Origin of the sequence: Streptomyces sp. NPDC088810 (assembly GCF_044750305.1) — a bacterium.
GTDB lineage: Bacteria > Actinomycetota > Actinomycetes > Streptomycetales > Streptomycetaceae > Streptomyces.
Map to the genome: position 1 here is coordinate 233,141 of NZ_JBIVJQ010000007.1, position 20,680 is coordinate 253,820.

General features: G+C 71.7%; 20 protein-coding genes, 1 tRNA gene and 1 pseudogene. 6 read left to right on the plus strand and 16 right to left on the minus strand.

What is annotated here, in order from left to right:
* Positions 1-34: 34 nt before the first annotated feature.
* Both ACIP4Y_RS23370 and ACIP4Y_RS23375 read right to left on the minus strand, forming a co-directional pair.
* Positions 35-757 (minus strand): YcnI family protein, encoded by a 723-nt coding sequence (locus tag ACIP4Y_RS23370; RefSeq protein ID WP_401396620.1) that lies wholly within the window; start codon positions 755-757, stop codon positions 35-37.
* Positions 758-918: 161 nt separating this feature from the next.
* Positions 919-1,749, minus strand: coding sequence for a hypothetical protein (locus ACIP4Y_RS23375; protein ID WP_401396623.1), 831 nt, complete (start codon positions 1,747-1,749; stop codon positions 919-921).
* A gap of 199 nt (positions 1,750-1,948) precedes the next feature.
* Between ACIP4Y_RS23375 and ACIP4Y_RS23380 the strand changes: the two genes are divergently transcribed.
* Complete coding sequence (locus tag ACIP4Y_RS23380; protein ID WP_358635632.1) at positions 1,949-2,392, plus strand: ATP-binding protein; 444 nt, start codon at positions 1,949-1,951, stop codon at positions 2,390-2,392.
* On the opposite strand, the gene ACIP4Y_RS23385 is transcribed toward ACIP4Y_RS23380, so the two are convergent.
* From ACIP4Y_RS23385 to ACIP4Y_RS23395, 3 genes are all read right to left on the minus strand, one after another.
* Positions 2,375-3,766 (minus strand): PLP-dependent aminotransferase family protein, encoded by a 1,392-nt coding sequence (locus tag ACIP4Y_RS23385; protein ID WP_401396626.1) that lies wholly within the window; start codon positions 3,764-3,766, stop codon positions 2,375-2,377. The genes ACIP4Y_RS23380 and ACIP4Y_RS23385 overlap by 18 nt on opposite strands.
* 119 nt (positions 3,767-3,885) lie before the next feature.
* Positions 3,886-5,370, minus strand: coding sequence for an aminopeptidase P family protein (locus tag ACIP4Y_RS23390; RefSeq protein ID WP_401396629.1), 1,485 nt, complete (start codon positions 5,368-5,370; stop codon positions 3,886-3,888).
* A gap of 166 nt (positions 5,371-5,536) precedes the next feature.
* Complete coding sequence (locus tag ACIP4Y_RS23395; RefSeq protein ID WP_401396632.1) at positions 5,537-6,916, minus strand: PP2C family protein-serine/threonine phosphatase; 1,380 nt, start codon at positions 6,914-6,916, stop codon at positions 5,537-5,539.
* 611 nt (positions 6,917-7,527) lie between these two features.
* Between ACIP4Y_RS23395 and ACIP4Y_RS23400 the strand changes: the two genes are divergently transcribed.
* Complete coding sequence (locus tag ACIP4Y_RS23400; protein ID WP_358635624.1) at positions 7,528-8,193, plus strand: bifunctional DNA primase/polymerase; 666 nt, start codon at positions 7,528-7,530, stop codon at positions 8,191-8,193.
* A 55-nt stretch (positions 8,194-8,248) separates the two neighbouring features.
* Positions 8,249-8,809, plus strand: a complete 561-nt coding sequence (locus ACIP4Y_RS23405) for a hypothetical protein (RefSeq protein ID WP_401396636.1) — start codon at positions 8,249-8,251, stop codon at positions 8,807-8,809.
* Positions 8,810-9,068: 259 nt separating this feature from the next.
* On the opposite strand, the gene ACIP4Y_RS23410 is transcribed toward ACIP4Y_RS23405, so the two are convergent.
* The 3 genes from ACIP4Y_RS23410 to ACIP4Y_RS23420 all read right to left on the minus strand — a co-directional run bounded on the left by ACIP4Y_RS23410 (position 9,069) and on the right by ACIP4Y_RS23420 (position 11,846).
* Positions 9,069-10,031 (minus strand): DUF5926 family protein, encoded by a 963-nt coding sequence (locus ACIP4Y_RS23410; RefSeq protein WP_401396639.1) that lies wholly within the window; start codon positions 10,029-10,031, stop codon positions 9,069-9,071.
* Between the two features lie 145 nt (positions 10,032-10,176).
* Positions 10,177-10,905, minus strand: coding sequence for an ATP-binding protein (locus tag ACIP4Y_RS23415; RefSeq protein WP_401396642.1), 729 nt, complete (start codon positions 10,903-10,905; stop codon positions 10,177-10,179).
* Positions 10,906-11,018: 113 nt separating this feature from the next.
* The gene (locus ACIP4Y_RS23420; protein ID WP_401396645.1) at positions 11,019-11,846 is read right to left on the minus strand and encodes a glycerophosphodiester phosphodiesterase; all 828 of its coding nucleotides are present in this window, start codon (positions 11,844-11,846) and stop codon (positions 11,019-11,021) included.
* 284 nt (positions 11,847-12,130) lie between these two features.
* On the opposite strand from ACIP4Y_RS23420, the gene ACIP4Y_RS23425 reads away from it, so the two are divergent.
* Both ACIP4Y_RS23425 and ACIP4Y_RS23430 read left to right on the plus strand, forming a co-directional pair.
* Positions 12,131-13,516, plus strand: coding sequence for a S1C family serine protease (locus ACIP4Y_RS23425; protein ID WP_401396647.1), 1,386 nt, complete (start codon positions 12,131-12,133; stop codon positions 13,514-13,516).
* Between the two features lie 84 nt (positions 13,517-13,600).
* Positions 13,601-13,687 (plus strand) — tRNA-Ser (locus tag ACIP4Y_RS23430).
* A 134-nt stretch (positions 13,688-13,821) separates the two neighbouring features.
* Here the strand turns inward: ACIP4Y_RS23430 and ACIP4Y_RS23435 are convergent.
* The 3 genes from ACIP4Y_RS23435 to ACIP4Y_RS23445 all read right to left on the minus strand — a co-directional run bounded on the left by ACIP4Y_RS23435 (position 13,822) and on the right by ACIP4Y_RS23445 (position 16,400).
* Positions 13,822-15,618 (minus strand): tyrosine-type recombinase/integrase, encoded by a 1,797-nt coding sequence (locus ACIP4Y_RS23435; protein ID WP_401396650.1) that lies wholly within the window; start codon positions 15,616-15,618, stop codon positions 13,822-13,824.
* A 127-nt stretch (positions 15,619-15,745) separates the two neighbouring features.
* Positions 15,746-16,063 (minus strand): hypothetical protein, encoded by a 318-nt coding sequence (locus tag ACIP4Y_RS23440; RefSeq protein ID WP_401396653.1) that lies wholly within the window; start codon positions 16,061-16,063, stop codon positions 15,746-15,748.
* 1 nt (position 16,064) lies between these two features.
* Positions 16,065-16,400, minus strand: coding sequence for an RRQRL motif-containing zinc-binding protein (locus ACIP4Y_RS23445; RefSeq protein ID WP_401397057.1), 336 nt, complete (start codon positions 16,398-16,400; stop codon positions 16,065-16,067).
* Between the two features lie 66 nt (positions 16,401-16,466).
* Between ACIP4Y_RS23445 and ACIP4Y_RS23450 the strand changes: the two genes are divergently transcribed.
* Complete coding sequence (locus tag ACIP4Y_RS23450; protein ID WP_401397073.1) at positions 16,467-17,090, plus strand: hypothetical protein; 624 nt, start codon at positions 16,467-16,469, stop codon at positions 17,088-17,090.
* A gap of 8 nt (positions 17,091-17,098) precedes the next feature.
* On the opposite strand, the gene ACIP4Y_RS23455 is transcribed toward ACIP4Y_RS23450, so the two are convergent.
* From ACIP4Y_RS23455 to ACIP4Y_RS23475, 5 genes and pseudogenes are all read right to left on the minus strand, one after another.
* Positions 17,099-18,793 (minus strand): hypothetical protein, encoded by a 1,695-nt coding sequence (locus ACIP4Y_RS23455; protein ID WP_401396656.1) that lies wholly within the window; start codon positions 18,791-18,793, stop codon positions 17,099-17,101.
* Positions 18,794-19,098: 305 nt separating this feature from the next.
* Positions 19,099-19,437 carry a helix-turn-helix transcriptional regulator gene (locus tag ACIP4Y_RS23460; RefSeq protein ID WP_201724401.1) on the minus strand — a complete coding sequence of 113 codons (339 nt, stop codon included), beginning with the start codon at positions 19,435-19,437 and terminating at the stop codon, positions 19,099-19,101.
* Positions 19,438-19,439: 2 nt separating this feature from the next.
* Entirely contained in the window at positions 19,440-19,838 is a 399-nt protein-coding gene (locus ACIP4Y_RS23465; RefSeq protein ID WP_401396660.1) for a tyrosine-type recombinase/integrase, read from the minus strand.
* A 53-nt stretch (positions 19,839-19,891) separates the two neighbouring features.
* Positions 19,892-20,504, minus strand: a pseudogene (locus ACIP4Y_RS23470) (protein spdB); the annotation flags it as partial.
* Positions 20,501-20,644 carry a hypothetical protein gene (locus tag ACIP4Y_RS23475; RefSeq protein WP_401396663.1) on the minus strand — a complete coding sequence of 48 codons (144 nt, stop codon included), beginning with the start codon at positions 20,642-20,644 and terminating at the stop codon, positions 20,501-20,503. The pseudogene ACIP4Y_RS23470 and the gene ACIP4Y_RS23475, both read right to left, overlap by 4 nt.
* Positions 20,645-20,680 lie beyond the last annotated feature (36 nt).

Below are 20,680 nucleotides of genomic sequence, written 5' to 3' on the forward strand. Positions count from 1 at the left end.
CGCGACGCCCGGTGCGCGCGGCGGAAGAAAGGGCTCAGGCGGCGGTCCGGCGGCGGCCCGCGAGGACGCCGTAGGCCACGCCGGCGACACCGATGACGATGCCGACCACGCCGAGCACGCGTGCGGTGGTGTCACTGTCGCTGCCGGAGTCCCCGGCGGCGGTCGTCTTCTCGGTCGTCTCGGCGGTGTTCTCGGCGCTCGCCGTGCCGTGGTGGTCGCCGGTGGCGGCGGACAGCTCCAGGACCGGGGCCGGGTTCTCCGGCTCGTCCTGACCCTCCTGCTGCAGCTCGATCCAGCGCACGACCTCCTTGTTGGAGTACGTCTGGACCGCCTTGAAGACCAGCTCGTCGGTGTTCTCGGGCAGGGCGCCCAGGGAGAGCGGGAACTTCTGGAAGTAGCCGGGCTCGATGCCCTTGCCGTCGGCGGTCCAGACGACCTTGGTGACGGCCTCGTCGATCTTCTCGCCGTGCATGGTCAGCGGCTTGGCCAGCTTGGACTTGGTGACCTCGACCTTCCAGCCGGGGACCGGCTGCGGCATCACCGAGGCGATCGGGTGGTCGGCCGGGAGGTTCACCTCGACCTTGGTGGTCGAGGCGTTGTCGCGCTCGTTGGGGACCTTGAAGTCCACGACCGCGTAACCGCCCTTGGCCGCGACGCCCTCGGGCTGCACGGAGACGTGCGCGAAGGCGGGCGCGGACAGGGCCAGAACGGCCGTACCCGCGGCGGCAGCGGCGGCGGCGATACGAGAAGCCTTCATGGAAGGAAGCACTCCACTCTGAGTGAGGTCCGGTGGTGAAGAGGGATACGCGCGCGCGGGGCCGGTGTCTTTGCCGTACCGCTGAAAAAAAGCGCACGCGCGTGTGCCGCACGACGGCGGCGCACCGGGGTCCGTGTCCGTGGAGCGGAGCGGTGGCCGCGTCAGGCGGCGAGGAGGAAGGCGGCGGCGGGCGGGCCGCGCCGGATCACCGTGTGCTGGAGCACGGCGGTGTGCGGGGCCGGTGTCTCGTCCCCGTCGGGGCGCGGGCCGCGCGGGCCGGGTCCGGCGGCGGGGAGCAGGCCGGCGCACAGGGCGCGAGCCAGCGCCAGCCCAGCGCGCAGGGATCGTACGAGCGCCCCCTCCGCGACTCCATGCGCCGACAGCTCGATCAGCCGCAGCACGGCCAGGTCCCCGCGGCGCAGGAGCCAGCCGACGGCGAGGGCCGCGAGCACATGGCCTAGCAGCATCGGCAGCGAGGGCAGCAGGCCGGCCGAGGCGCCGGTGGCGTCGTGCGCGTGCTCCAGGGTGCCCAGGGCGGCCGTGGGCCGGCCGGCGCGGTCGATGAGACGCGCGTCGAGCAGCAGCCGGAAGGCGTGTCCCGGGGTGATGGAGGCCGGGGCCGACCCGCACAGCAGCCGGGCGGCCCGCTCGACCAGCGCGCTGTCGCTCAGCACCCCGCCCGGCGCCACTGCCGGCATCCCGGCCGCCGTGACCTGGTGCTGGCCCAGTCCGAACAGGGTGTGCAGCACGGTCTGGCCGAGGGCGAGGAGCGCGGCGATGCCCGGCAGCGAGCGGGCCCGCCCGGCGAGCGGTGCCACGAGCAGCAGGGAGCCGAGGAAGCCCGCACCGAGCGACCACAGCGGCACGCCCGCACAGGAGGCCAGGGTGTGCCCGCACGCGGCCAGCGCGACGCAGACCGCGGCGAACACCGCGGCCCGCAGAATCCGGAGCCCGGCTCCGGGACGCGCCGTGCGCGGGTGGGGGGCAGTCATGGCGGCCTCATCATCGCACTGCCCTTACGTGCCGACTACGGCAGGGCGCCCGGGCCGGGGCCCCGCCGTACCGCCCTCATACACCGATTCATCCCCCGGCGCATCGGCCGGATGGGCGGACTCACGCCGACGGAGTGCTTATGACCGCCTACGGGCGGCAATACGTAACGGTATGTCGAGCCGGCCAGGAGGCTGGAGCATGAGCATCTGGTGGTCACTCCATCTGCGGCGCGAGGCCGCCAGCGTGCCGCTCGCCCGGCGGCTGCTGATCGGCACGATGGAGACGGCGGGCGTCGACCCGGACATCTCCTACGACCTGTCCGTCGCCCTGAGCGAGGCCTGCGCCAACGCCGTCGAGCACGGCGGGGACACGGCGCCCGGCACCTCGGAGGCGTACCGGGTGACCGCGTATCTCGACGGTGAGAAGTGCCGTATCGAAGTCTCCGATTCCGGTCCCGGTTTCGAGCGCCCCCCGGACCCCCGGCCGGCCCGCCCGGACGCGGAGCACGGCCGGGGTCTCTGTCTGATCCGCGAACTCGCCGACCACGTCCACATCGGGGCCAGCCCCGGCCGGAGCGGGACGGTGGTCAGCTTCGACAAGATCCTCAAGTGGAAGAAGGATCCTTCACTGCTCACGGCGTGACGGCCGGCGGGCGGGCTCCAGCACCCTCGCCAGTGCCTCCAGGGCCTCCGGGTACGCCCGCTCCCGGGGCGTGCCGTAGCCGACGACCAGGCCCTGCGGCCGGCCGGGGTCCGGGGTGTGCCAGTGCTCGCCGAGCGTGCCCAGCGCCAGGCCCTCCGCGTCCGCGCGGGCCAGTGCCTCGGCCTCGTCCGGCACCTCGACCAGGGCGTGCAGCCCGGCTGCGATCCCGCGCACGCTCCGCCGCGCCCCCAGCCGGTCCAGCAGCTGGTCCCGGCGGCGCCGGTAGCGCAGCCGGCACGCGCGCACATGACGGTCGTAGGCGTGGCTGTCGATCAGCTCGGCGAGGGCGAGCTGGCCGATGGTCTCGGTGTGGTGGTCGCTGTGCAGCTTGGCGTCGGCGACCGCGTCCACCAGGTGCGGGGGCAGCACCATCCAGCCGAGGCGCAGCGCGGGGCCGAGCGTCTTGGAGGCGGTGCCCAGGTAGACGACCTGGCCCGGTGCCATGCCCTGCAGGGCACCGACCGGCTGCCGGTCGTAGCGGAACTCGCCGTCGTAGTCGTCCTCGACGATCAGGCCGCCCCGCGCGCGGGCCCAGTCGGTGAGCGCCCGGCGCCGCTCGGGGTGCAGGGTCACCCCGGTCGGGTACTGGTGGGCCGGCGTGACCACCACGGCCGCCGTCTCGCCCAGTTCCTCGGGGCGCACCCCGCGCGAGTCGACCGGGACCGGCAGGACCGTTCCGCCGTTGTGCCGCACCACCTGCCGGTGGAAGGGCAGCCCCGGGTCCTCCATGGCGACGGCGGCGCCGTCCAGCACGCGCGTGAGCAGCGCGAGGCCCTGCACGTACCCCGAGGTGATGACGATCCGCTCCGGCGGCGCGAGGACCCCGCGCGCCCGGCCCAGATAGCCGGAGAGTGCGGTGCGCAGCTCGATCCGGCCGCGCGGGTCGCCGTAGTCGTACGCCAGCGAGGGGGCCGTCGCTATGGCCCGGCGCAGCGCGCGCAGCCAGGCGGCCGCAGGGAACGCGCCCACGTCCGGGCTGCCCGGGCGGAGATCGAAACGCGGCGCCCGCGCGTGTGGGTGTGCCTGTGGCGCCTCGGCGTCCACGACGGGCAGTTCTGCGACCCGGGTGCCGGACCCCTGGCGGGCGGTCAGGTACCCCTCGGCGACCAGCTGGTCGTACGCCGCCTTGGCGGTCCCCCGGGAGATCCCCAGCTCGGCCGCGAGCCGCCGGGTGGCGGGCAGCCGGGTACCAGGGGCGAGCCGCCCGGCGCGTACGGCGTCCCTGAGCGCCCGCTCCAGGCCCACCCGGCGGCCGTCCACCGAGTCCGGTTCCAGATGCAGGTCGACACCGACCCCGGACCAGAAGTCGTCCATATCCCACCCCCGTCAGTGCACGCGCCCCCGAAGGGGCGCGAGACCGTGTCGATATGCGGCTCGGCCGCGGCACGCCAAATGGCCGGGCACCTCCCGGTACCCGGCCATTCAAACGCAAATCAGCCCTTGAGTGCGGCCATCCACGCCTCGACCTCGTCGGAGCGGCGGGGCAGACCGGCCGAGAGGTTCTCGTTGCCGTCCTCCGTCACCAGGATGTCGTCCTCGATCCGGACGCCGATGCCCCGGTACTCCTCCGGCACGGTCAGGTCGTCGGCCTGGAAGTACAGCCCCGGCTCGACGGTGAGCACCATGCCCGGCTCCAGAACACCGTCCACGTACGTCTCGGTCCGCGCGGCAGCGCAGTCGTGGACGTCCATGCCGAGCATGTGCCCGGTGCCGTGCAGGGTCCAGCGGCGCTGCAGGCCCAGCTCCAGTACACGCTCGACCGGGCCCTCGACCAGGCCCCACTCGACGAGCTTCTCGGCCAGCACGCGCTGCGCGGCGTCGTGGAAGTCGCGGTACTTGGCGCCCGGCTTCACGGCCGCGATACCGGCCTCCTGGGCCTCGTACACGGCGTCGTAGATCTTCTTCTGGATCTCGCTGTACGTGCCGTTGATCGGCAGCGTGCGCGTGACGTCGGCGGTGTACAGCGTGTGCGTCTCCACGCCGGCGTCGAGCAGCAGCAGGTCGCCGGGGCGGACCGGGCCGTCGTTGCGCACCCAGTGCAGGGTGCAGGCGTGCGGGCCGGCCGCGCAGATGGAGCCGTAGCCGACGTCGTTGCCCTCCACGCGCGCGCGGAGGAAGAACGTGCCCTCGATGTAGCGCTCGCTCGTGGCCTCGGCCTTGTCGAGGACCCTGACGACGTCCTCGAAGCCGCGGACCGTCGAGTCGACCGCCTTGCGCAGCTCGCCGACCTCGAACCCGTCCTTGACGAGACGGGCCTCGGAGAGGAAGACGCGCAGCTCCTCGTCGCGCTCCGCGGTGACCTTGTCGGTCAGGGCCGCCTCGATGCCGGCGTCGTAGCCGCGCACCACGCGGACCGGGCCGGTGGCCTCGCGGAGCTTGTCGGCCAGCTCGCGCACGTCGGCGGCCGGGATGCCGTACAGCGCCTCGGACTCGGTGAGGGAGTGGCGGCGGCCGACCCACAGCTCGCCCTGGCCGGAGAGCCAGAACTCGCCGTTCTCGCGGTCGGAGCGCGGCAGCAGGTAGATGGTGGCCTCGTGGCCGTCGCCCCTGGGCTCCAGCACCAGGACGCCGTCCTCGGTCTGGTTGCCGGTGAGGTAGGCGTACTCGACGGAGGCGCGGAACGGGTACTCGGTGTCGTTCGAGCGGGTCTTCAGGTTGCCCGCCGGGATCACCAGGCGCTCGCCCGGGAAACGGGCGGAGAGCGCGGCGCGCCGGCGCGCGGTCTCGGCGGCCTGCGGGATCGGCTCCAGGTCACGCAGCTCCGTGTCGGCCCAGCCGGACTTCATGTTCTCGGCCAGCTCGTCGGAGACGCCCGGGTAAAGGCCGTTCTTCCGCTGCTTGACGGTCTCCTCGGCCTCGGCCTCCGGGCCCTCCGCGGTAGCGGAGTCGGGCACAGCCGGGTTGAGCTCGTCGGACACGTGATCCTCCTCGATACGCCATTGATCTCCCCCGGGGCCCGCGACGCTCCTGCTTGTGGCCGAGCGGGGACCTCCATCATCGTACGGTCGTACCGGGTGCGGGCGGGGCCGGATGACCTGTTATGCCCGGTCATGCCAGCGGGCCGGGCCCCGCGGCCGCGGGCCCTCAGTCGAAGCGGGCCGCGAGCAGGACCACGTCCTCCTCGCTGTCCGCGGCGTCCAGGCCGTCGGGCAGGACCGCGCGCAGGACGTGGTCGGCGACGGCGCCCGGATCGTGCCGCACCGCGCGCGGGATGCCCGAGGCGGCGGCGTGCAGCCGGGCGAAGGCGCGGTCCATCGGGTCGCCGGTGCGGTGCAGCAGCCCGTCGGTGTAGAGCAGGACCGTCTCTCCGGCCTCCGCCTGGATCTCCACGCTCGGCGCCTCCCAGCAGGCGAGCATGCCGAGCGGGGCGGAGACGGAGGTCTCGGCGAACTGGGTGCGCCGCTCGCCGATCAGCAGCGGCGGGCTGTGCCCGGCACCGGCCAGCGTGACCTTGCGCAGGGCGGGCTCGCAGTAGGCGAACAGCGCGGTGGCGGAGCGGGCGGGCTCGGTCAGCCGCAGCAGCAGCTCCAGGTCGGACAGGACGGCGACCGGGTCCTCGCCCTCCATCACGGCGTACGCGCGCAGGGAGGCGCGCAGCCGGCCCGTGGCGGCCACCGCGCTGGGCCCGGAACCGGTGACCGAGCCGACGGACAGGCCCAGGGCGGCGTCCGGCAGCGGCAGGGCGTCGTACCAGTCGCCGCCGCCGCGCGGGCCGGAGCGGTGCCGGGCGGCGAGCTGGACGCCGGCCACCCGGGGCAGCCGGGAGGGCAGCAGTTCCTCGGTGATGGTCGCCATGCACGCGCGCGTGCGTTCCACCTCCAGCAGCCGGGCCAGGTGCTCGGTGGCGTGCCGGACGTACAGCCCGGCGAGGTGGCGCCGGCGTGCGTGCGGCTCGGCCGGCTCGTCGTAGAGCCAGACGACGGCGCCGAGGCGGCCGGCGGACTCGGTGGCGAGCGGGAGGGCGTAGCTGGCGGCGTAGCCGAGGCGGGCTGCCACCTCGCGGTGGCGCGGGTCCAGGCCGTCCTCGGCGAACAGGTCGGGGTGGACGACCTCGGCGGTGCCGCGGGTGTCGTACGGCAGGGCGCGGCGCGGCACGGTCTCGATGTGGCCGAGGTCGGCGCGGCCGAGGCCGAGGCCGAGGGTGGTGCGGGGACCGAGGCCGTCGGCGGGCTCCAGGACGACCAGGCCGCGGCGCGCGCCGACCAGGGCGGCTCCGGCGCGCAGCAGCTCGTGCAGGGCGGGGTCGAGGGCGTGGGTGCGGGAGAGGCGCTCGGTGAGTTCGTGGAGGGTCGTGAGATCGGAGACCCAGCCGGCCAGCCGGTCCTGCAGGAGGGCGCCGGGGGCGGGTGCGTGGGGGGCGGGGACGGAGGCGGCGCCGGCGGCGGGGGAGGCGGGCGCAGTGTGTGCGGGCGTGGGGACCGTAGGATCGATTCCAGCCACTTTCGGAGGGTGCGGGGCGTTCATGGCGCCCGGCCTTCAGACCGGTGCGTATTGCTCAGAAGCATCGCAAACCCCCATGTCGTTCTGCGCCGCTAGCAGTGTCTCCACATGTACACGCACTCGTGAGGGGATGTCCAGCATTGTCCTGCGGGGATTCCTGGTGTCCATGGGTCGCGAGAGGGTTTTTCCCGAACCCCTTGCCTTACTGCCAAGTTGGCTAAAAACTGCCTTAGGTATCGGTCCATTGCGGTCGACTGGCCTTGCTCGACGGAGCGTCACAGCGGTCGTGATGGGTACGTACTCGGAGAAGGCCAGGGGTGGTTGGGGACCACCCGGAACCTGGCGACGGACCCGGGCGTCATAGCCACCGACGACCGAGCCCCATCCTCCCGTGGCGGAGGCGGAGAGAAATACGCGCGACGGCAAAACGCCAGACTTCGCCACCCCCACGCCGCGCCCGTGCTTTTGATAGACGCACTATGGACGCGGACGCGGCCAACGCTCGACCCCTTGGGGTTCCCATGCCGTGCGCAGGGGTGTGATGCGCCAATAGGTACGCACAGTGAAGTGATCGACACATGGTGTGATGTGGCCCACGGTGTTGCCAGCGGTGCAACGGAAAGGAACGAGCGCTCATGCGCGAGATCCTCGGAAGGCGACGCAGGCTTCTGTCCAGGCGCAACGGCGGGAGGCCTGAGCTGATCGGCGCGGCCCTGACCTTTGCGGCGGAATGGCAGTGGCCGGTACTCCCCGGTGTGGCACCGGACCCGCAAGGGCGGGCCCGCTGCGCCTGCCCGGACCCGGAGTGCACGGTGCCCGGGGCGCACCCCTTCGACCCCGGCCTGCTCGCGGCCACCACCGACGCGCGCATGGTGCGCTGGTGGTGGACCAACCGGCCGAACGCCCCGATCATCCTGGCCACCGGGGGCAACGCGCCCTGCGCGGTCAGCCTGCCGGCGCTCGCCGCCTCCCGCGCCCTCGCCCTGCTCGACCGGCGCGGCATGCGGCTCGGCCCGGTCATCGCCGCGCCGACCCGCTGGTCGCTGCTCGTGCAGCCGTACTCCATGGAACAGCTCGGCGAACTGCTGTACGCCAAGGACTTCGTCCCCGGCTCGCTGCGCTTCCACGGCGAGGGCGGCTATGTCGCGCTGCCACCGTCCGAGACCGGCCAGGGTGCCGTCCGCTGGGAGCGGGCCCCGCTGCCCGGCTCGGCCGCGCCCTGGGTGCCCGGCGTGGAGGCCGTGGTGGACGCCGTGGTCGACGCCCTCACTCGTACGGGTGTGAGCGCGCCCGAGTTGTAGGGGGTGTCGGCGCGGGCGGGGCGGCCGGGCCCCGCCCGCTCGTTATCTTCCGGACATGCTGCGACATTCCGGCGGCCACCGTGCCCCACAGCGGGATCCCCGACGGCTGCGTCTGCTCACCCTCGTGGGCGTCGTGGCGGCCGTGGTCGCCCTGCCGCTGACCATGGCCTCCGCCGGGCAGGCGGGCGACGCCGGCCGGGCCGCCCTGCCGGCTGCTTCCCCCGGTGACGCCGTGCCCCGCCCGGACACCGTGCACAGCTCCCCCTTCACGCTCGGCCTGGGGCTCGCCACCGCCGCCCGCTGCGGTCCCGAACTGACCTCGCCCGACGGCATCGAGGCGCAGACCTGTGTGCTGACGCAGGGCGAGGACACCTGGGCGCGCACCTACTACCGCAACGCCACCGGCGAGTCGCTGGACTCCGTGCTGAGCCTGATGGGTCCGGGCGGCCGGAGCCTGCAGATGCGCTGCGTCACCGGGGCCGACGACGAGCCCGCCACCTGCGAGACACCGCGCGAGCGCAGCCGAGGGGGTCCGGGCGGCTACACGGCCGTCACCGAGTTCGCCGAGCGCGGCGCGGACGGGGCGCTGCTGCTCCGCTCGGGCAGCAACTCCTGAGCGCAGCGAGGGATTTGCTCGCCTGCGGCGCCGGGTGCCGGACGCGGACATGGAAAGGCCCGGTTGCTGGCGACGGGGGATGCACCAGCAACCGGGCTACTGGAACGGTAACAAGAGATCGGCGGTTCGCAAATTCCGGGTTGGCTATTCGGACACCGATTTCCCTGACCGAACCGGGAGTTGTGACAGGAGTCACCTGCCGCGCGGCCGGGTGTCACGGCTGACCGGCCGGTCAGCCGTGACACCCGCGCGCGGGACGTCAGCTGAGCGTGACCTGCCGGTTGGTCAGCCCGCCGCGCGCCCGGCGCTCCTCCGGAGTGAGCGGCTCCTGGACGGCGAGGGCCGCGGCGAGGCGCTCGGCGAACTCGGCGGCGGGCTTCTCCACGTCCTCGGCCAAGACCCCGCTCGGCAGGTCCCAGACCGGCACGGTGAGGCCGTGAGCACGGAAGGAGCCGACGAGCCGGGTGCCCTCGCCGAGGCTGGAGCGGCCCGCCGCGTGCAGGCGCGCGAGTGCGTCCAGAAGCTGCTCCTCCGGGTGCGGCATGACCCAGCGCAGGTGGTTCTTCTCCGGGGTCTCGCACCAGTAGGCCGCGTCCACGCCGGCCAGCTTCACGGTCGGGATGGCGGCTGCGTTGGCCCGCTCCAGGGAGGCGGCCACCTCCGGGGTGGCGTTCTCCGCGTCCGGCACCCAGAACTCGAAGCCGCTGTGCACGACCGGCTCGAAGGCGCCCTCCGGGTCGAGCAGGTCCTGCAGCCGCGGACCGTCGGCCGGGGCGCGGCGGCCCTGCACCGGGGTGCCGGGCTCGGCCTCCAGGGCGCGCAGCAGCGTGTCGGCCAGGTCACGGCTGATGTCGCCGGACGCCGTGTCGTTCTGCAGGCCGATCAGGACCGAACCGTCGTCGCGGCGCAGCGCGGGCCAGGCCATCGGCAGCACCGTGGCCAGGGTGACCGACGGGACGCCCTCGGGCAGGCCCTCCCGCAGGGGCAGCTCGGCCGTCGCCGCCGGGACCAGCTCGCGCAGCGCCACCCAGTCGCACTCGCCGGGCAGCCCCTCGAACGGGCGCTGCACCAGCTCGGTCGCGGCGTGCGCGGCGGCCCGGCCGTGGCAGGCCTTGTAGCGCCGGCCGCTGCCGCACGGGCAGGGTTCGCGAGCGCCGACAACCGGGATCTCCCCGTCGATCGGCTGCGGCTTGGCCTTCGTCTGGGGTCGCTTCTTGGCCATGATGGGTGTCTCCCGGTTACGGCTCTTCTCGTACGTCGGGAGCCTAGCCGTTCGGACCATGACCGACGGGAACCTGTGGACAACGCACGGGCGCTCGACGCCGGTGGTGTGAAGTCGGGGGCGATTGGCGGGGGGTGGCGGACCTTCAGTCCGTGTCCTCGAACGCGTCCGCGAAGTCCAGGTTGGGCAGGCCGGGCAGGCCGGGCAGCGGCGTGCCCGGGTCGGACAGCGGCCGGCTCGCGCCGGACAGCGGCCTGCCTGGGACCGGCAGGTCCGGCAGGTCCGGCAGTGCCGCGTGCGTGACGCGCGTAGCGAAAGCGTCGCGGTGGCAGCGGGCGTCGGGATCGTGGACGTCCTCGTGGACCACCACCCAGACCGTCACCTCGCCCTGGACGTCGTCGCGGACGCCCCAGTCGTCGGCGAGCGCCGTGATGATGTTCAGCCCGCGACCGCCGTGCGCGGTCACCGACGGAGTGGCCGGGGCCGGGCGGGTCGGGCCGCCGCCGTCCGTGACCTCCACGATGAGCCGTCCGCGCGGGTCGACGCGCCATGCGGCGCGGACGTCCCCGTCCCCGGCCGGCGCGTCGCCCAGGGGGCGTCCGTGCTTGCAGGCATTGCTCAAAAGTTCGGAAAGGATCAGTACGGCGTCGTCGATGACCGATTCCGATACGCCACCGCTGCGCAGCTGCGCGCGCATCCGGTGCCGTGCCTCGCCCACGCCCGCAGGGCCATGGGGTACGGCCATGCTCGACGACGTGGGCACCTCCTGTGCCACCACCAACGCCACCCCCGAGACCTCCTTCGCCCCACGCCACGGTGTGGATGCCCTCTTGGCCTGTACCGGAAACCGGCCAATCCCCTTCCGGTGACGCATTCGACACGACCGCACACGCAGCGAACGCGCCGGTGCACTCCCCGTGACGAACTCCGCCCGGAAGTGGGCGGTATGGCGCGATTCGGCGGGTCGATGGGCAGCGGGCGGGCGGCTCAGCGGCCCAGTTGCCGCAGTACCGCGCGCGGGCGGTTGGTGATGATGGCGTCGACGCCCAGCCCGACGCACAGGTCGACGTCCTCGGGCTCGTTCACGGTCCACACGTGGACCTGGTGCCCGGCCCGCTTCAGCCGCTCGATGTAGGCGGGGTGGTTGCGCACGATGCGCATCGAGGGACCCGCCACCTGCACCCCCGCCGGCAGCCGCCCGTCGCGCAGCCGGGGCGAGACGAACTGCATCAGGTAGACCGTCGGAAGGGTCGGTGCAGCGGCCCGTACGCGGTGCAGCGAACGCGCCGAAAAGCTCATGATCCGGACCGGCGACTCGGCGGCGGAGGCCGGCGTGTCCAGGCCGAACCGCTCCAGCAGCGCGATCAGCCGCTCCTCGACCTGGCCCGCCCAGCGTGTGGGGTGCTTGGTCTCGATGGCCAGCTCCACCCGCCGCCCGGCGTCCGCGACCAGCTCCAGCAGCCGCTCAAGGGTGAGGACGGAGGTCTCCTCGCGGTCCTCCGGCCGGTGCTCCCAGTCGGGCTCCTCGTCCCGCCCGCGCCAGGCCTCGCGCGTCTTCCAGGAGCCGAAGTCGAGGGCGGCCAGATCGGCCAGCTCCAGCGCGGAGACCGCGCCGCGGCCGTTGGAGGTACGGTTCACCCGCCGGTCGTGGACGCAGACCAGATGTCCGTCCGCGGTCAGCCGTACGTCGCACTCCAGAGCGTCCGCGCCGTCCTCGATCGCCTTCCGGTAGGCGGCGAGGGTGTGCTCGGGGGCGTCTTCGGAGGCGCCGCGGTGGGCGACGACCTGGATGGTGTGCTGTCGTGCGTGGGTCACCGCGTCATGGTGCCACCGTCGCCGGGTAGGCGTGGCGGCGCGGGCGCATCCGCGCGCGGGACGAGCACGCGGGCCGCTCCTCCGTAAGGCACTCCGAGACGGTCTTGTAAGGCGCTCGTTTATAAAACCTTTGCGCGAATAATCCTATATAAACCTATATAAAGGGGACCGGCGGACCCACAGCCACCGCTTATGGTGCTCTGACGGCCCGTGGGAAAAGCTGACTGCAGTGCAGTCCGACCAGTGCGACCGACGACAACAGGCGTGGACCGAGGAGAAGACCTGTGAGCACCGAGAACGAGGGCAACGCGGTACCCCCGGCGCCGTCCGCACCTCCCGTGCCGATGGCCTCTCCCGCCGCTTCCCCGCAGGGCCACGCGCCCGAGGGGAACGCACCGACGGCCCCCCTCCCTCCCGTACCGCACGAGGCCCCCGCGGCCTCCGACGGCTCCTGGCCCCCGCCGCCGGCCACCCCGGCCTACGGCGACGGCGGCGCCGGCGGTCCGGGCGCCGGCTGGGGCGCCTCCTACCAGCAGCCCGCCCCCAAGCCGCGCAGCGGGCGCGGCGGCCTGGTGGCGGCGGTGCTGGTGGCCGCGCTGGTCGCGGGCGGCCTGGGCGGCGGCCTCGGCTACACCCTGGCCAAGGACCGGGACGACCGCGGCTCCACCACCATCTCCTCCGACAGCAGCGCCGCCCAGGTCAAGCGCGCGCCGGGGACGATCGCGGGCGTGGCCGCCAGGGCGCTGCCCAGCACGGTCACCATCGAGGCGGAGAGCAACAACGGCGAGGGCGGCACGGGCACGGGCTTCGTCTTCGACACCCAGGGCCACATCGTCACCAACAACCACGTGGTGGCGGAGGCCGTGGACGGCGGCAAGCTGACGGCCTCCTTCCCGAACGGCAGGAAGTACGACGCCGAGATCGTCGGCCACGCGCAGGGCTACGACGTGGCGGTCATCAAGCTCAAGAACGCCCCCTCCGACCTCAAGCCGCTCGCCCTCGGCGACTCCGACAAGGTGGCCGTCGGCGACGAGACCATCGCCATCGGCGCCCCCTTCGGGCTGTCCAACACGGTGACCACCGGCATCATCAGCGCCAAGAACCGCCCGGTGGCCTCCAGTGACGGCAGCTCCTCCAGCAAGGCGTCGTACATGAGCGCGCTGCAGACCGACGCGTCGATCAACCCGGGCAACTCCGGCGGCCCGCTGCTGGACGCCTCCGGCGCGGTCATCGGCATCAACTCCGCGATCCAGTCCACCGGCAGCGGCGGCTTCGGCTCCGGCCAGTCCGGCTCGATCGGTCTGGGCTTCGCCATCCCGATCAACCAGGCCAAGTACGTCGCCCAGCAGCTGATCAAGACCGGCAAGCCGGTGTACGCCAAGATCGGCGCCTCCGTCTCCCTGGAGGACTCCGGCGACGGCGCCCAGATCACCGACCAGGGCACGGGCGGCTCCGCCGCGGTCGAGTCGGGTGGCCCGGCGGACAAGGCCGGCCTCAAGCCCGGCGACGTCATCACCAAGCTCGACGACCATGTGATCGACAGCGGTCCGACCCTGATCGGCGAGATCTGGACGCACAAGCCGGGCGACAAGGTCACGATCACCTACAAGCGGGGCGGCCAGGAGCACACGGCGCAACTGACACTGGGCGCACGCGAGGGCGACAGCTGACCCGCCCCGTGCGGCAACCACCGCCCCGCGATCCGGCGTCGGGCCGGTAATCTGTACCCGCGCCGTCGATCTCCGGTGGCGCGGGGAGGCGTGCCCGAGCGGCCTAAGGGAACGGTCTTGAAAACCGTCGTGGCAGCGATGTCACCGTGGGTTCAAATCCCACCGCCTCCGCACAGGTCATAGAGACCGCAGGTCAGAGGGGGTGCCCCCCACCAGGGGCACCCCCTCTGCGCGTACCTTGTCTCACCCTGATTCGCCGGTATCCCACCTCTGACCAGCGCGTGCGGCCAGGCTGCGGCCAGGATTCACGGCCCCTCAGCGCCGCTCTCGTCCTCCGCCAGACCCTGGTCGATCAGGGCATTCATCCTGTCCTCCTCGCCGTCCAGCACCTTGGCGTAGTAGCGCTGGAGCACGGCCACACTTTGTCCCGCGCGCCGGGCGGTCTCGGCCAGGCTCACCCCCGAGCGGAGCCAGAACGACACGCACGCGTGGCGCAGGTCGTATGGGATGGCGGCCAGTGGAGAGGCGACCTGCGCTGGGGTGAGCGCCTTCCGCCGCACTTCCTTCCACACCGCCCCGTACTCCTGCGATCGGACGGGGCCGCCGCGCACGGCGCTGAACAATCGCCCTTCGGCAGTGGTGCCGAAGGTGTCGAGGTGATCCCGCAGGATGCCGACCAACACTGGCGGGATGGGTACTGGACGGACCGCGCGGCGGGCCCGGTGCTTCAGCTGCCGTTCCTCGTACGGCTTGCCATCGTCGGTCCAGGCCGAACCGACCTGCGGCCGGGCGCCGGCCAGCATGAGCCGTCCCCAACCGTCCGACGGTAGTTCGCACTGGTCAGCGCTGAGCATGGATACCTCTTCGGGCCGCATTGCCGCGTAGTAGATGCACGCGAAGAACGCGACCAGGTGGGCGCCTCGAAGGCCCTGCGCGCGGACGGCGTCCAACAGGGCTCGCGCCTGCGCCGGCGTGGCGACGCTCCGCACGTCCAGCTCTTCCACTGCCTTGGGTGTCTCCCAGTGCACCCGATGCAGAGGGTTGCCAGGCAGCAGCTCGTGTTCCACGGCCAAGCGCAGGCAGTTGCTCAGCACCGCGCGGCGGCGCCGGAACGTGTTGGCAGCGGCCGGCTTGCCGTCCTGGCGCTTGGCCAAGTGCTCCAGCACCGTGCGGACACGCTGAGGGCTGTCCAGGTCGGTCACGGCTGGCGCGTTGCGCTCGACCCATGCCAACGCCCTGGCCTCCGCCTCCGGCGGTTGCTGGTCGTGGCGTCCCGCGTTGAATCCCCACGGGTAGAGCGCCCGACGCAAGAGATCGTCTGCCGGGCGACCCTTCCCCGTGGGACATAGAGCCATCGTTGCGATGGTCAGGCTCTCCGCGATGCTGGCCCGGTGCTTCGCTGCTGCCGTCGGCCACTCCCGGGCGGCGTGCGCGCGGGCATGGGCGTACCAATTCGTACGGTTACGCTCGCGTACCTCCGAGACGGGGAGCCCGTTCTCGGTGTCGAAGGCGAGGAACGGGCCCAGGGTGACCAGCGGTCCCCACACCACCCGCACGATGGTGATCATCAGGTTGATGAACTTGATGACCGCCATCAGCGGGGTGACGACGTCGGTGGGGTCCTTGGTGGCCACGACCATGGCGATGCCGAGCAGGACCAGCCCGCCGACGCCCATACCGGCGCTGACGGCGGCGCCCTTGGCCGCGTCCAGGGGCGAGTGGAGCAGGTCCATGCGGCGGCGGTGGCGGGCCTCGCGGAAGCGCTGCCCGCGTTCCTCCCACTCGGCGGCGGCCTCCATGTTGCCCGTGGCTTCCGCCGTGCGCATGTAGCGCTCGTAGCGGGCGGCGGTCCGCCCGTCCCACGCACGGCGGCCCACGATCCGGGCCCCGCCGAAGACGTAGAGAGACTGCCGGGCCACGGTGCGGGCGGCGGTCTTGGTCCGCTCGTCGGTGACGGCCGCGCGGATGGCACGCCCGGAGCGCACCCACAGCGGCACCGAGGGCGCGGCCGGCGCGTCGGGGATCACGGTCAGCGTCGTGACCGGGGCCGGTTCGGCGGGCGGGTCGGTGTTCTTGTGCAGGTGAACGACATTTGAGGACATGCTGGGGGGTATCTCCTGACTGCCCCGATCGGGGTTGGAGTTGAGGAAACCGCCGGGGTGGCCGGGGTCGGTGGCGCGGCGGCCACCCCGGGCGGTGCAGATGCCGGTCATGCGCCGGCGGGGGCGGTCACCACCAGCCGGAGGACTTCTTGGCGGCCTTGGCGGCGGCGGCCTCGTTCACGACGCGCTGCCGCTCGGTCTTCAACGCGACGATCTCCGCGATGAGCCGGGTCTCGGCGGACTGCCAGGCGGTGTCCATCTGCCGGTCCGCGCGGGCCGTGCCGTTGCCCCGGCGCAGGCTGCGCGCCCCGGACACGGCCGCGCCCAGCACGGCACGGCGCTCGCTCCCGGTCAGCGGCCACATCTCGCGGTTCTGCACCGCGGCGAGCTTGCGTTCGTTCTGCTGGATCGCCTTGTCCAGGCAACGGGTGTCGGGCTTGCCCATGTCAGGCACTCCTCGGCGAGGTGGAAGGGGAAGCGCAGGGCACGCAGGTGCCGAGCGAGGCGGGGATGACGTAGCCCGCATCGGTGCGGCACTGCGGGCAGATGCGGCGGGCACGGTTGGCCTTGGCCAGCGCCGCCCACCGCGCCGGCGTCATCGGCCGGACCGGCTTGGCCAAGTCGATGCGGTACAGGTAGGCGACCAGCGGGCCCCGGCGGCGGCGCGGGCGTTCGAGCTGCGCCGCCACGTCCTGACCACCCGGCCGTAGGTCCAGCGCACGGAGCTGGCGGCGGGTGGCGTAACCGTCCGGGGCCAGCCGCCACCGGTAGACCGAAACCAGCGGGTTCGCGGATTCTGAAGGTGGTCGATCAGCGAACCTGCTTGTGATCTGAGGTGCAGTCGCCGGATGGAGGGTAAGTTCGGGACCATTCGTCTGCGCCCCTGGGAGGCCGACGGGCTTGCCACCGCGCTGGGTCGTAGGGTCTCGTGCATGCAAGCAGATAGCTCTCTGGAACCACGTTCTCTCCTGATCAACGGCACTGTCGGCGTCGGCAAGACGTCGGTGGCTGAGAGCGTGGGCGACCTTCTCGCCGATGCCGGGATACCGCATGCCGTTATCGACCTCGACTGGCTGCGCCAGTCTTGGCCAACGCCTTCGGGAGACCGCTTCAACTTCGGCATGATGTTGCGGAACCTGCGCAGCATGGCCGGCAACTACCTCGCTGCTGGGGCGGCTCGGCTGGTCCTCGCCGGTGTGATCGAGGACTTGGATGAGCGAAAGCTGTGCGGTGATGCGGTCGGCACTGAGCTTTCGGTCTGCCGACTCCAGGTCGATTTGCCTGTCAACCACCAGCGACTCATGCGGCGCCACGAGAACGAGCCCGAGGCGTTGCGATGGCACCTGGCCAGGGCCAGCGAGCTGGCTGGGATCCTCGACCAAGCAGCAGTCGATGACTTCAGTGTTGACGCCACCACGCGCTCGGTCGGCGAGGTCGCCGCCGATGTGATCAAGAAGGTCGGCTGGCTGTGACGCGGCTGCTATGCCTGCGACGGATCGATGGCGAAGCGTTCGGGGTGGGCGGTTCGGACGTAGTGGATCGCGGTGTGGGAGGTGATCCCGAACAGACGCATCAGCCTGACCGGGTCGGCGGTCTCCCGTGCTTCGTCCAGGAACCGGTCCTGTCGGAGCTGGGTGAAGTTGATGCCGATGCGGTCGCGGAGCGATTTGAAGTTGGCGATTCCCACGGACGGACGGTTGATGTGCAGTGCGGTGAGAGGACTGACGATCAGGTAGGGGTTGGTGCTCAGCGGCCACCTGCGGTGGCGTTCGGTCAGCCATTCCTTGACGAGTTGCAGAGCGAACTCATCAAGGCAGATCTCGTGATCGAGCCGGTTTGGCCTGCGGATTCGTAATCGTCCTGTGGACCGGTCAGGGTCGTCGAGGAGGATTTCGGCGACTTGCTTGGGGCGAACCGCGTAGACGGCCATCAGGACCAGGGCGAGTCGGTCCTTGGTGCCGCCGGCCTGGTTGAGTAGGCCTTTGAGCCGGTCCGCTGGGATGGGCCGGGGGACCCTGACCGGGGTGGTGAGGTGCACGTTTCTGGCCGGATCGCGGAAGATTCGACGCTCGCGTCGCAGGGCTCGGAACAGCGAACGCAGTGAGGTGAACACTGAATAGTTGACGGCTGCTGTCTTCACTTCCTGCTCAGTCACTTCGCCCAGCGAGGCGAGATGGTCCCAGGCACCGAGGACTGACACGACGTGAAGGGTGTAGCCGCGGATCGTGTGCCAGAGCATCGGTGGCGAGGGGCGTTTGCCGCCGCCGCGGAGCACGGCTATCCAGGTGCGCAGATCGGCCTGGAACTGGGCCGGCGCCTGGTTCACCCATCGGCGAACCGATGCCTCGTGGGTGCCGATGGTGTCTGAGTCGACCAACCGCATGCCCTTGGCCTGCAAGAACCCGGCGACCCGGACAGTGTTGTAGTACGGGGAGAGATCACCGACGCCCAGAACGTCACGCTCGAGGATCGGAGTTCCGGTGCCGAGCCAGGCCAGCAGAACCCGCAGGGTGCGAAGACTCTTCTTGCGCGTAGCGCTCGACCATGCCTGGTCTCGGGCAAGCTGGTCGAGCTCGCCGATGATCGCCTGCCCTGGTTCGCTGATCTTCAGAAGGCCCGGGTCATGGATGGCCTTCCAGTTCCTGTCCGGAGCCGGGAAGAGTTCGAGTTGAGCAGGATCGATCAGGTGCTCGGGCCAGTAACGGAGTTCCGACCGGCGCTGTTGAGCCTGCCGGTCCCGTGCGTTGTTGAGGTCGCGGCCCGTCTTGTTGACGTAGATGTCGATGTCGCCGCCGAACCGCAACTGGTCAGGGATCGGGGCGTCGGCCAGGGTTTGCTCCAGCTCGACGACGCGGCAGCGACGACAGCGTCCCAGGGAGAGAGGCAGCGTCCGATGGCAGCGTCGGCAGGTGCCCTTCTCGCTGGACCGTCGCCAGTTCTTGCAGGCGGAGCACAGTTTCGCGGTGGTTCCTGACCAGGACAGGCAGTGCTCACAACTGACGCCCGGCGAGTGAGGGTGAAGCGCGAGGTGCCACCGGTTCGGGCGTCGCCGCAACAAACCCGCACGACGGAAGATTTCTACCAAAGGTCCGCGTAGTTGGGGCAGTTGGGCGATGTCCTGTTCGCTCACCAGGGTCTGGTCGGCATCCCGGGCAGCAAGCACGAGGCGGGCCATGTGGAGGGCGAGCCTTTCCCATGCGTCGCTCAGGTCCGCTCGGCCGTCATCTGCGCGATGACAGCGGTCAAGGTGGGCAGTTCCGGGAAGCCCCGGTCCATGATCCGCTGCGCGTGGTCCACCTTCAGCGTCCGTGGCGGCGACGGCCAGGACAGCTGGCCGTGTACCTGTGTCGGACAAATCCGTGGATCGTCGCGGACGGCCGACGCCTGTGGCTCCGACGATCAGGGACGCCAGTGGCCGTCCGGAATGGGCAACTCAGGGAAGCGGAAAACCCGCTGACGCCAGTGCATCGCGTCCTGGCCTCAGTTGGGCGGAAGGCCGCGCAGACCACGACCCGTTCCCGGGATTGGCCGGACCGCAGAACCGCGGTCGGGCCGGGTGCCTGCCACCCTGCGTTCCTCACGCTCCCGGGATGCGAGGTGCGGCTCAGGCTCGGCCTGCATCAGGTCCGCGACGGTGCAGTCCAGAGCCGCACAGATCTTGTCCAGATCCTCCAGCCTCACCGTCACGGGCTTCCCGCTCCACAACGCCGCGACCTTGCTCAACGAGGGGGTGAAGCCCACCTCGGCCAGAACGGTCTGCAACTGGGTTGGGCGCCAGATGTCGCGCTGGGCGGCGACCATCCGCAGATTCCATTTCACCCTCATGCCTCCATGCTCAAACGTCGCACTGCCCGGCGCGCGGACTGCAAACTCGCCACTTCGGGATCGGCCTGGACAGTCGAGAGGTAGCCGACCGTCGTACTGGCCCAGATATGGCCGAGGACCTTTCGCACGTCCCAGAGCGCCATGCCGCTCTCGTAGAGGTGCGTCGCCCTCGCATGCCGCAGCAGATGGGGAAACAAGCAGGTCACCGGGCCTGGAAGGTAGAGACCGCCAGCAGTCTTGAGCGCTTTGCGGAACGCGTCAGGACGCACCGGCATGGCCACCGCGATGTTCAGGTCCGCCACGGCCCGCGGCCGTCGCTCCGAGGGGAACAACGGCGCGGCCGGGTCCAAGGCGTCGTCGCTGAACAAGGCGCGGATGTCCTCGATTACCACCACAGCAGTTCGCGTCCCTCCGCGAAAAGGTAGGCCTGCCGCTCACGCTTGCCCGCGGTCGTCACGCTGGTCAGCGCCGTGCCGGTGTCTTCGCCCCGCCGCGCGGCCTCCAGGGTCGACCAGGCGCCGGCGAGGGTCGCGGCGGTCTTTGCCTGGACGCGTGCGACGCGGGCCCCGCCCCCGTCACGGCCACGAGCCGGGTCTCCTCAGTGGCCGCCTCGGCGCGCAGCCGGGCACGGGCCACGGCCGCCTCGTCGCGGGCTTCCTGCTGGATGCCCCGGATGGCGTCCAGCGCGCCGGGGGTGAGCGCGGTGCGCTCCCACAGCCCATGGACGAGCCACAGGGCCTTGGCGGCGATCGGCAGCCACGCCACGGCCAGCCACGCCGCGTAGAGCCGTCGGTGCTGAGGGCGTGTGCCACGAGGACGCCGGTCGCTATGAAACCGAAGCACCAGCCGACCCCGGTCACCGCGGGGCTGTGGTCGCCCTGTGCGGCGAGGCGGCGTTCGTAGGCGAGGGTGGCCAGCCATCCGCCGTCGATCCCGAGACCGACGACCAGAGCGACGGGCCAGGGCACCGCCGTGCCCAGCCACATCACGACCACGGCCAGGGTGAGGACCATCGACACCGCCGTCATCGCGACGGCGGGCAGCCCGGTCTTGGCGCTCATGCCGCACCCCCCGAAAGGGGAGGGTTGGTCAGACCGGTCAGGGCAGCGATCTCATCGCCGGTCAGGACGGTGTTCTCGTCCATGGCGTGGGCCACGGTGCGGATCTCGTGCCACAGCTGGGATACCTTGCGGCGGGCCATGCCCCGCACCATCCCCCAGGACTTCCCGCCCTGCGG

Bases quoted from the DNA above. Each gene is read 5' to 3' on its own strand.
- ACIP4Y_RS23370 (WP_401396620.1), bottom strand. From the start codon at position 757: ATGAAGGCTTCTCGTATCGCCGCCGCCGCTGCCGCCGCGGGTACGGCC.
- ACIP4Y_RS23375 (WP_401396623.1), bottom strand. From the start codon at position 1,749: ATGACTGCCCCCCACCCGCGCACGGCGCGTCCCGGAGCCGGGCTCCGG.
- ACIP4Y_RS23380 (WP_358635632.1), top strand. From the start codon at position 1,949: ATGAGCATCTGGTGGTCACTCCATCTGCGGCGCGAGGCCGCCAGCGTG.
- ACIP4Y_RS23385 (WP_401396626.1), bottom strand. From the start codon at position 3,766: ATGGACGACTTCTGGTCCGGGGTCGGTGTCGACCTGCATCTGGAACCG.
- ACIP4Y_RS23395 (WP_401396632.1), bottom strand. From the start codon at position 6,916: ATGAACGCCCCGCACCCTCCGAAAGTGGCTGGAATCGATCCTACGGTC.
- ACIP4Y_RS23400 (WP_358635624.1), top strand. From the start codon at position 7,528: ATGCGCGAGATCCTCGGAAGGCGACGCAGGCTTCTGTCCAGGCGCAAC.
- ACIP4Y_RS23405 (WP_401396636.1), top strand. From the start codon at position 8,249: ATGCTGCGACATTCCGGCGGCCACCGTGCCCCACAGCGGGATCCCCGA.
- ACIP4Y_RS23410 (WP_401396639.1), bottom strand. From the start codon at position 10,031: ATGGCCAAGAAGCGACCCCAGACGAAGGCCAAGCCGCAGCCGATCGAC.
- ACIP4Y_RS23415 (WP_401396642.1), bottom strand. From the start codon at position 10,905: ATGCGTCACCGGAAGGGGATTGGCCGGTTTCCGGTACAGGCCAAGAGG.
- ACIP4Y_RS23435 (WP_401396650.1), bottom strand. From the start codon at position 15,618: ATGTCCTCAAATGTCGTTCACCTGCACAAGAACACCGACCCGCCCGCC.
- ACIP4Y_RS23440 (WP_401396653.1), bottom strand. From the start codon at position 16,063: ATGGGCAAGCCCGACACCCGTTGCCTGGACAAGGCGATCCAGCAGAAC.
- ACIP4Y_RS23450 (WP_401397073.1), top strand. From the start codon at position 16,467: ATGGAGGGTAAGTTCGGGACCATTCGTCTGCGCCCCTGGGAGGCCGAC.
- ACIP4Y_RS23455 (WP_401396656.1), bottom strand. From the start codon at position 18,793: ATGGCCCGCCTCGTGCTTGCTGCCCGGGATGCCGACCAGACCCTGGTG.
- ACIP4Y_RS23475 (WP_401396663.1), bottom strand. From the start codon at position 20,644: ATGGCCCGCCGCAAGGTATCCCAGCTGTGGCACGAGATCCGCACCGTG.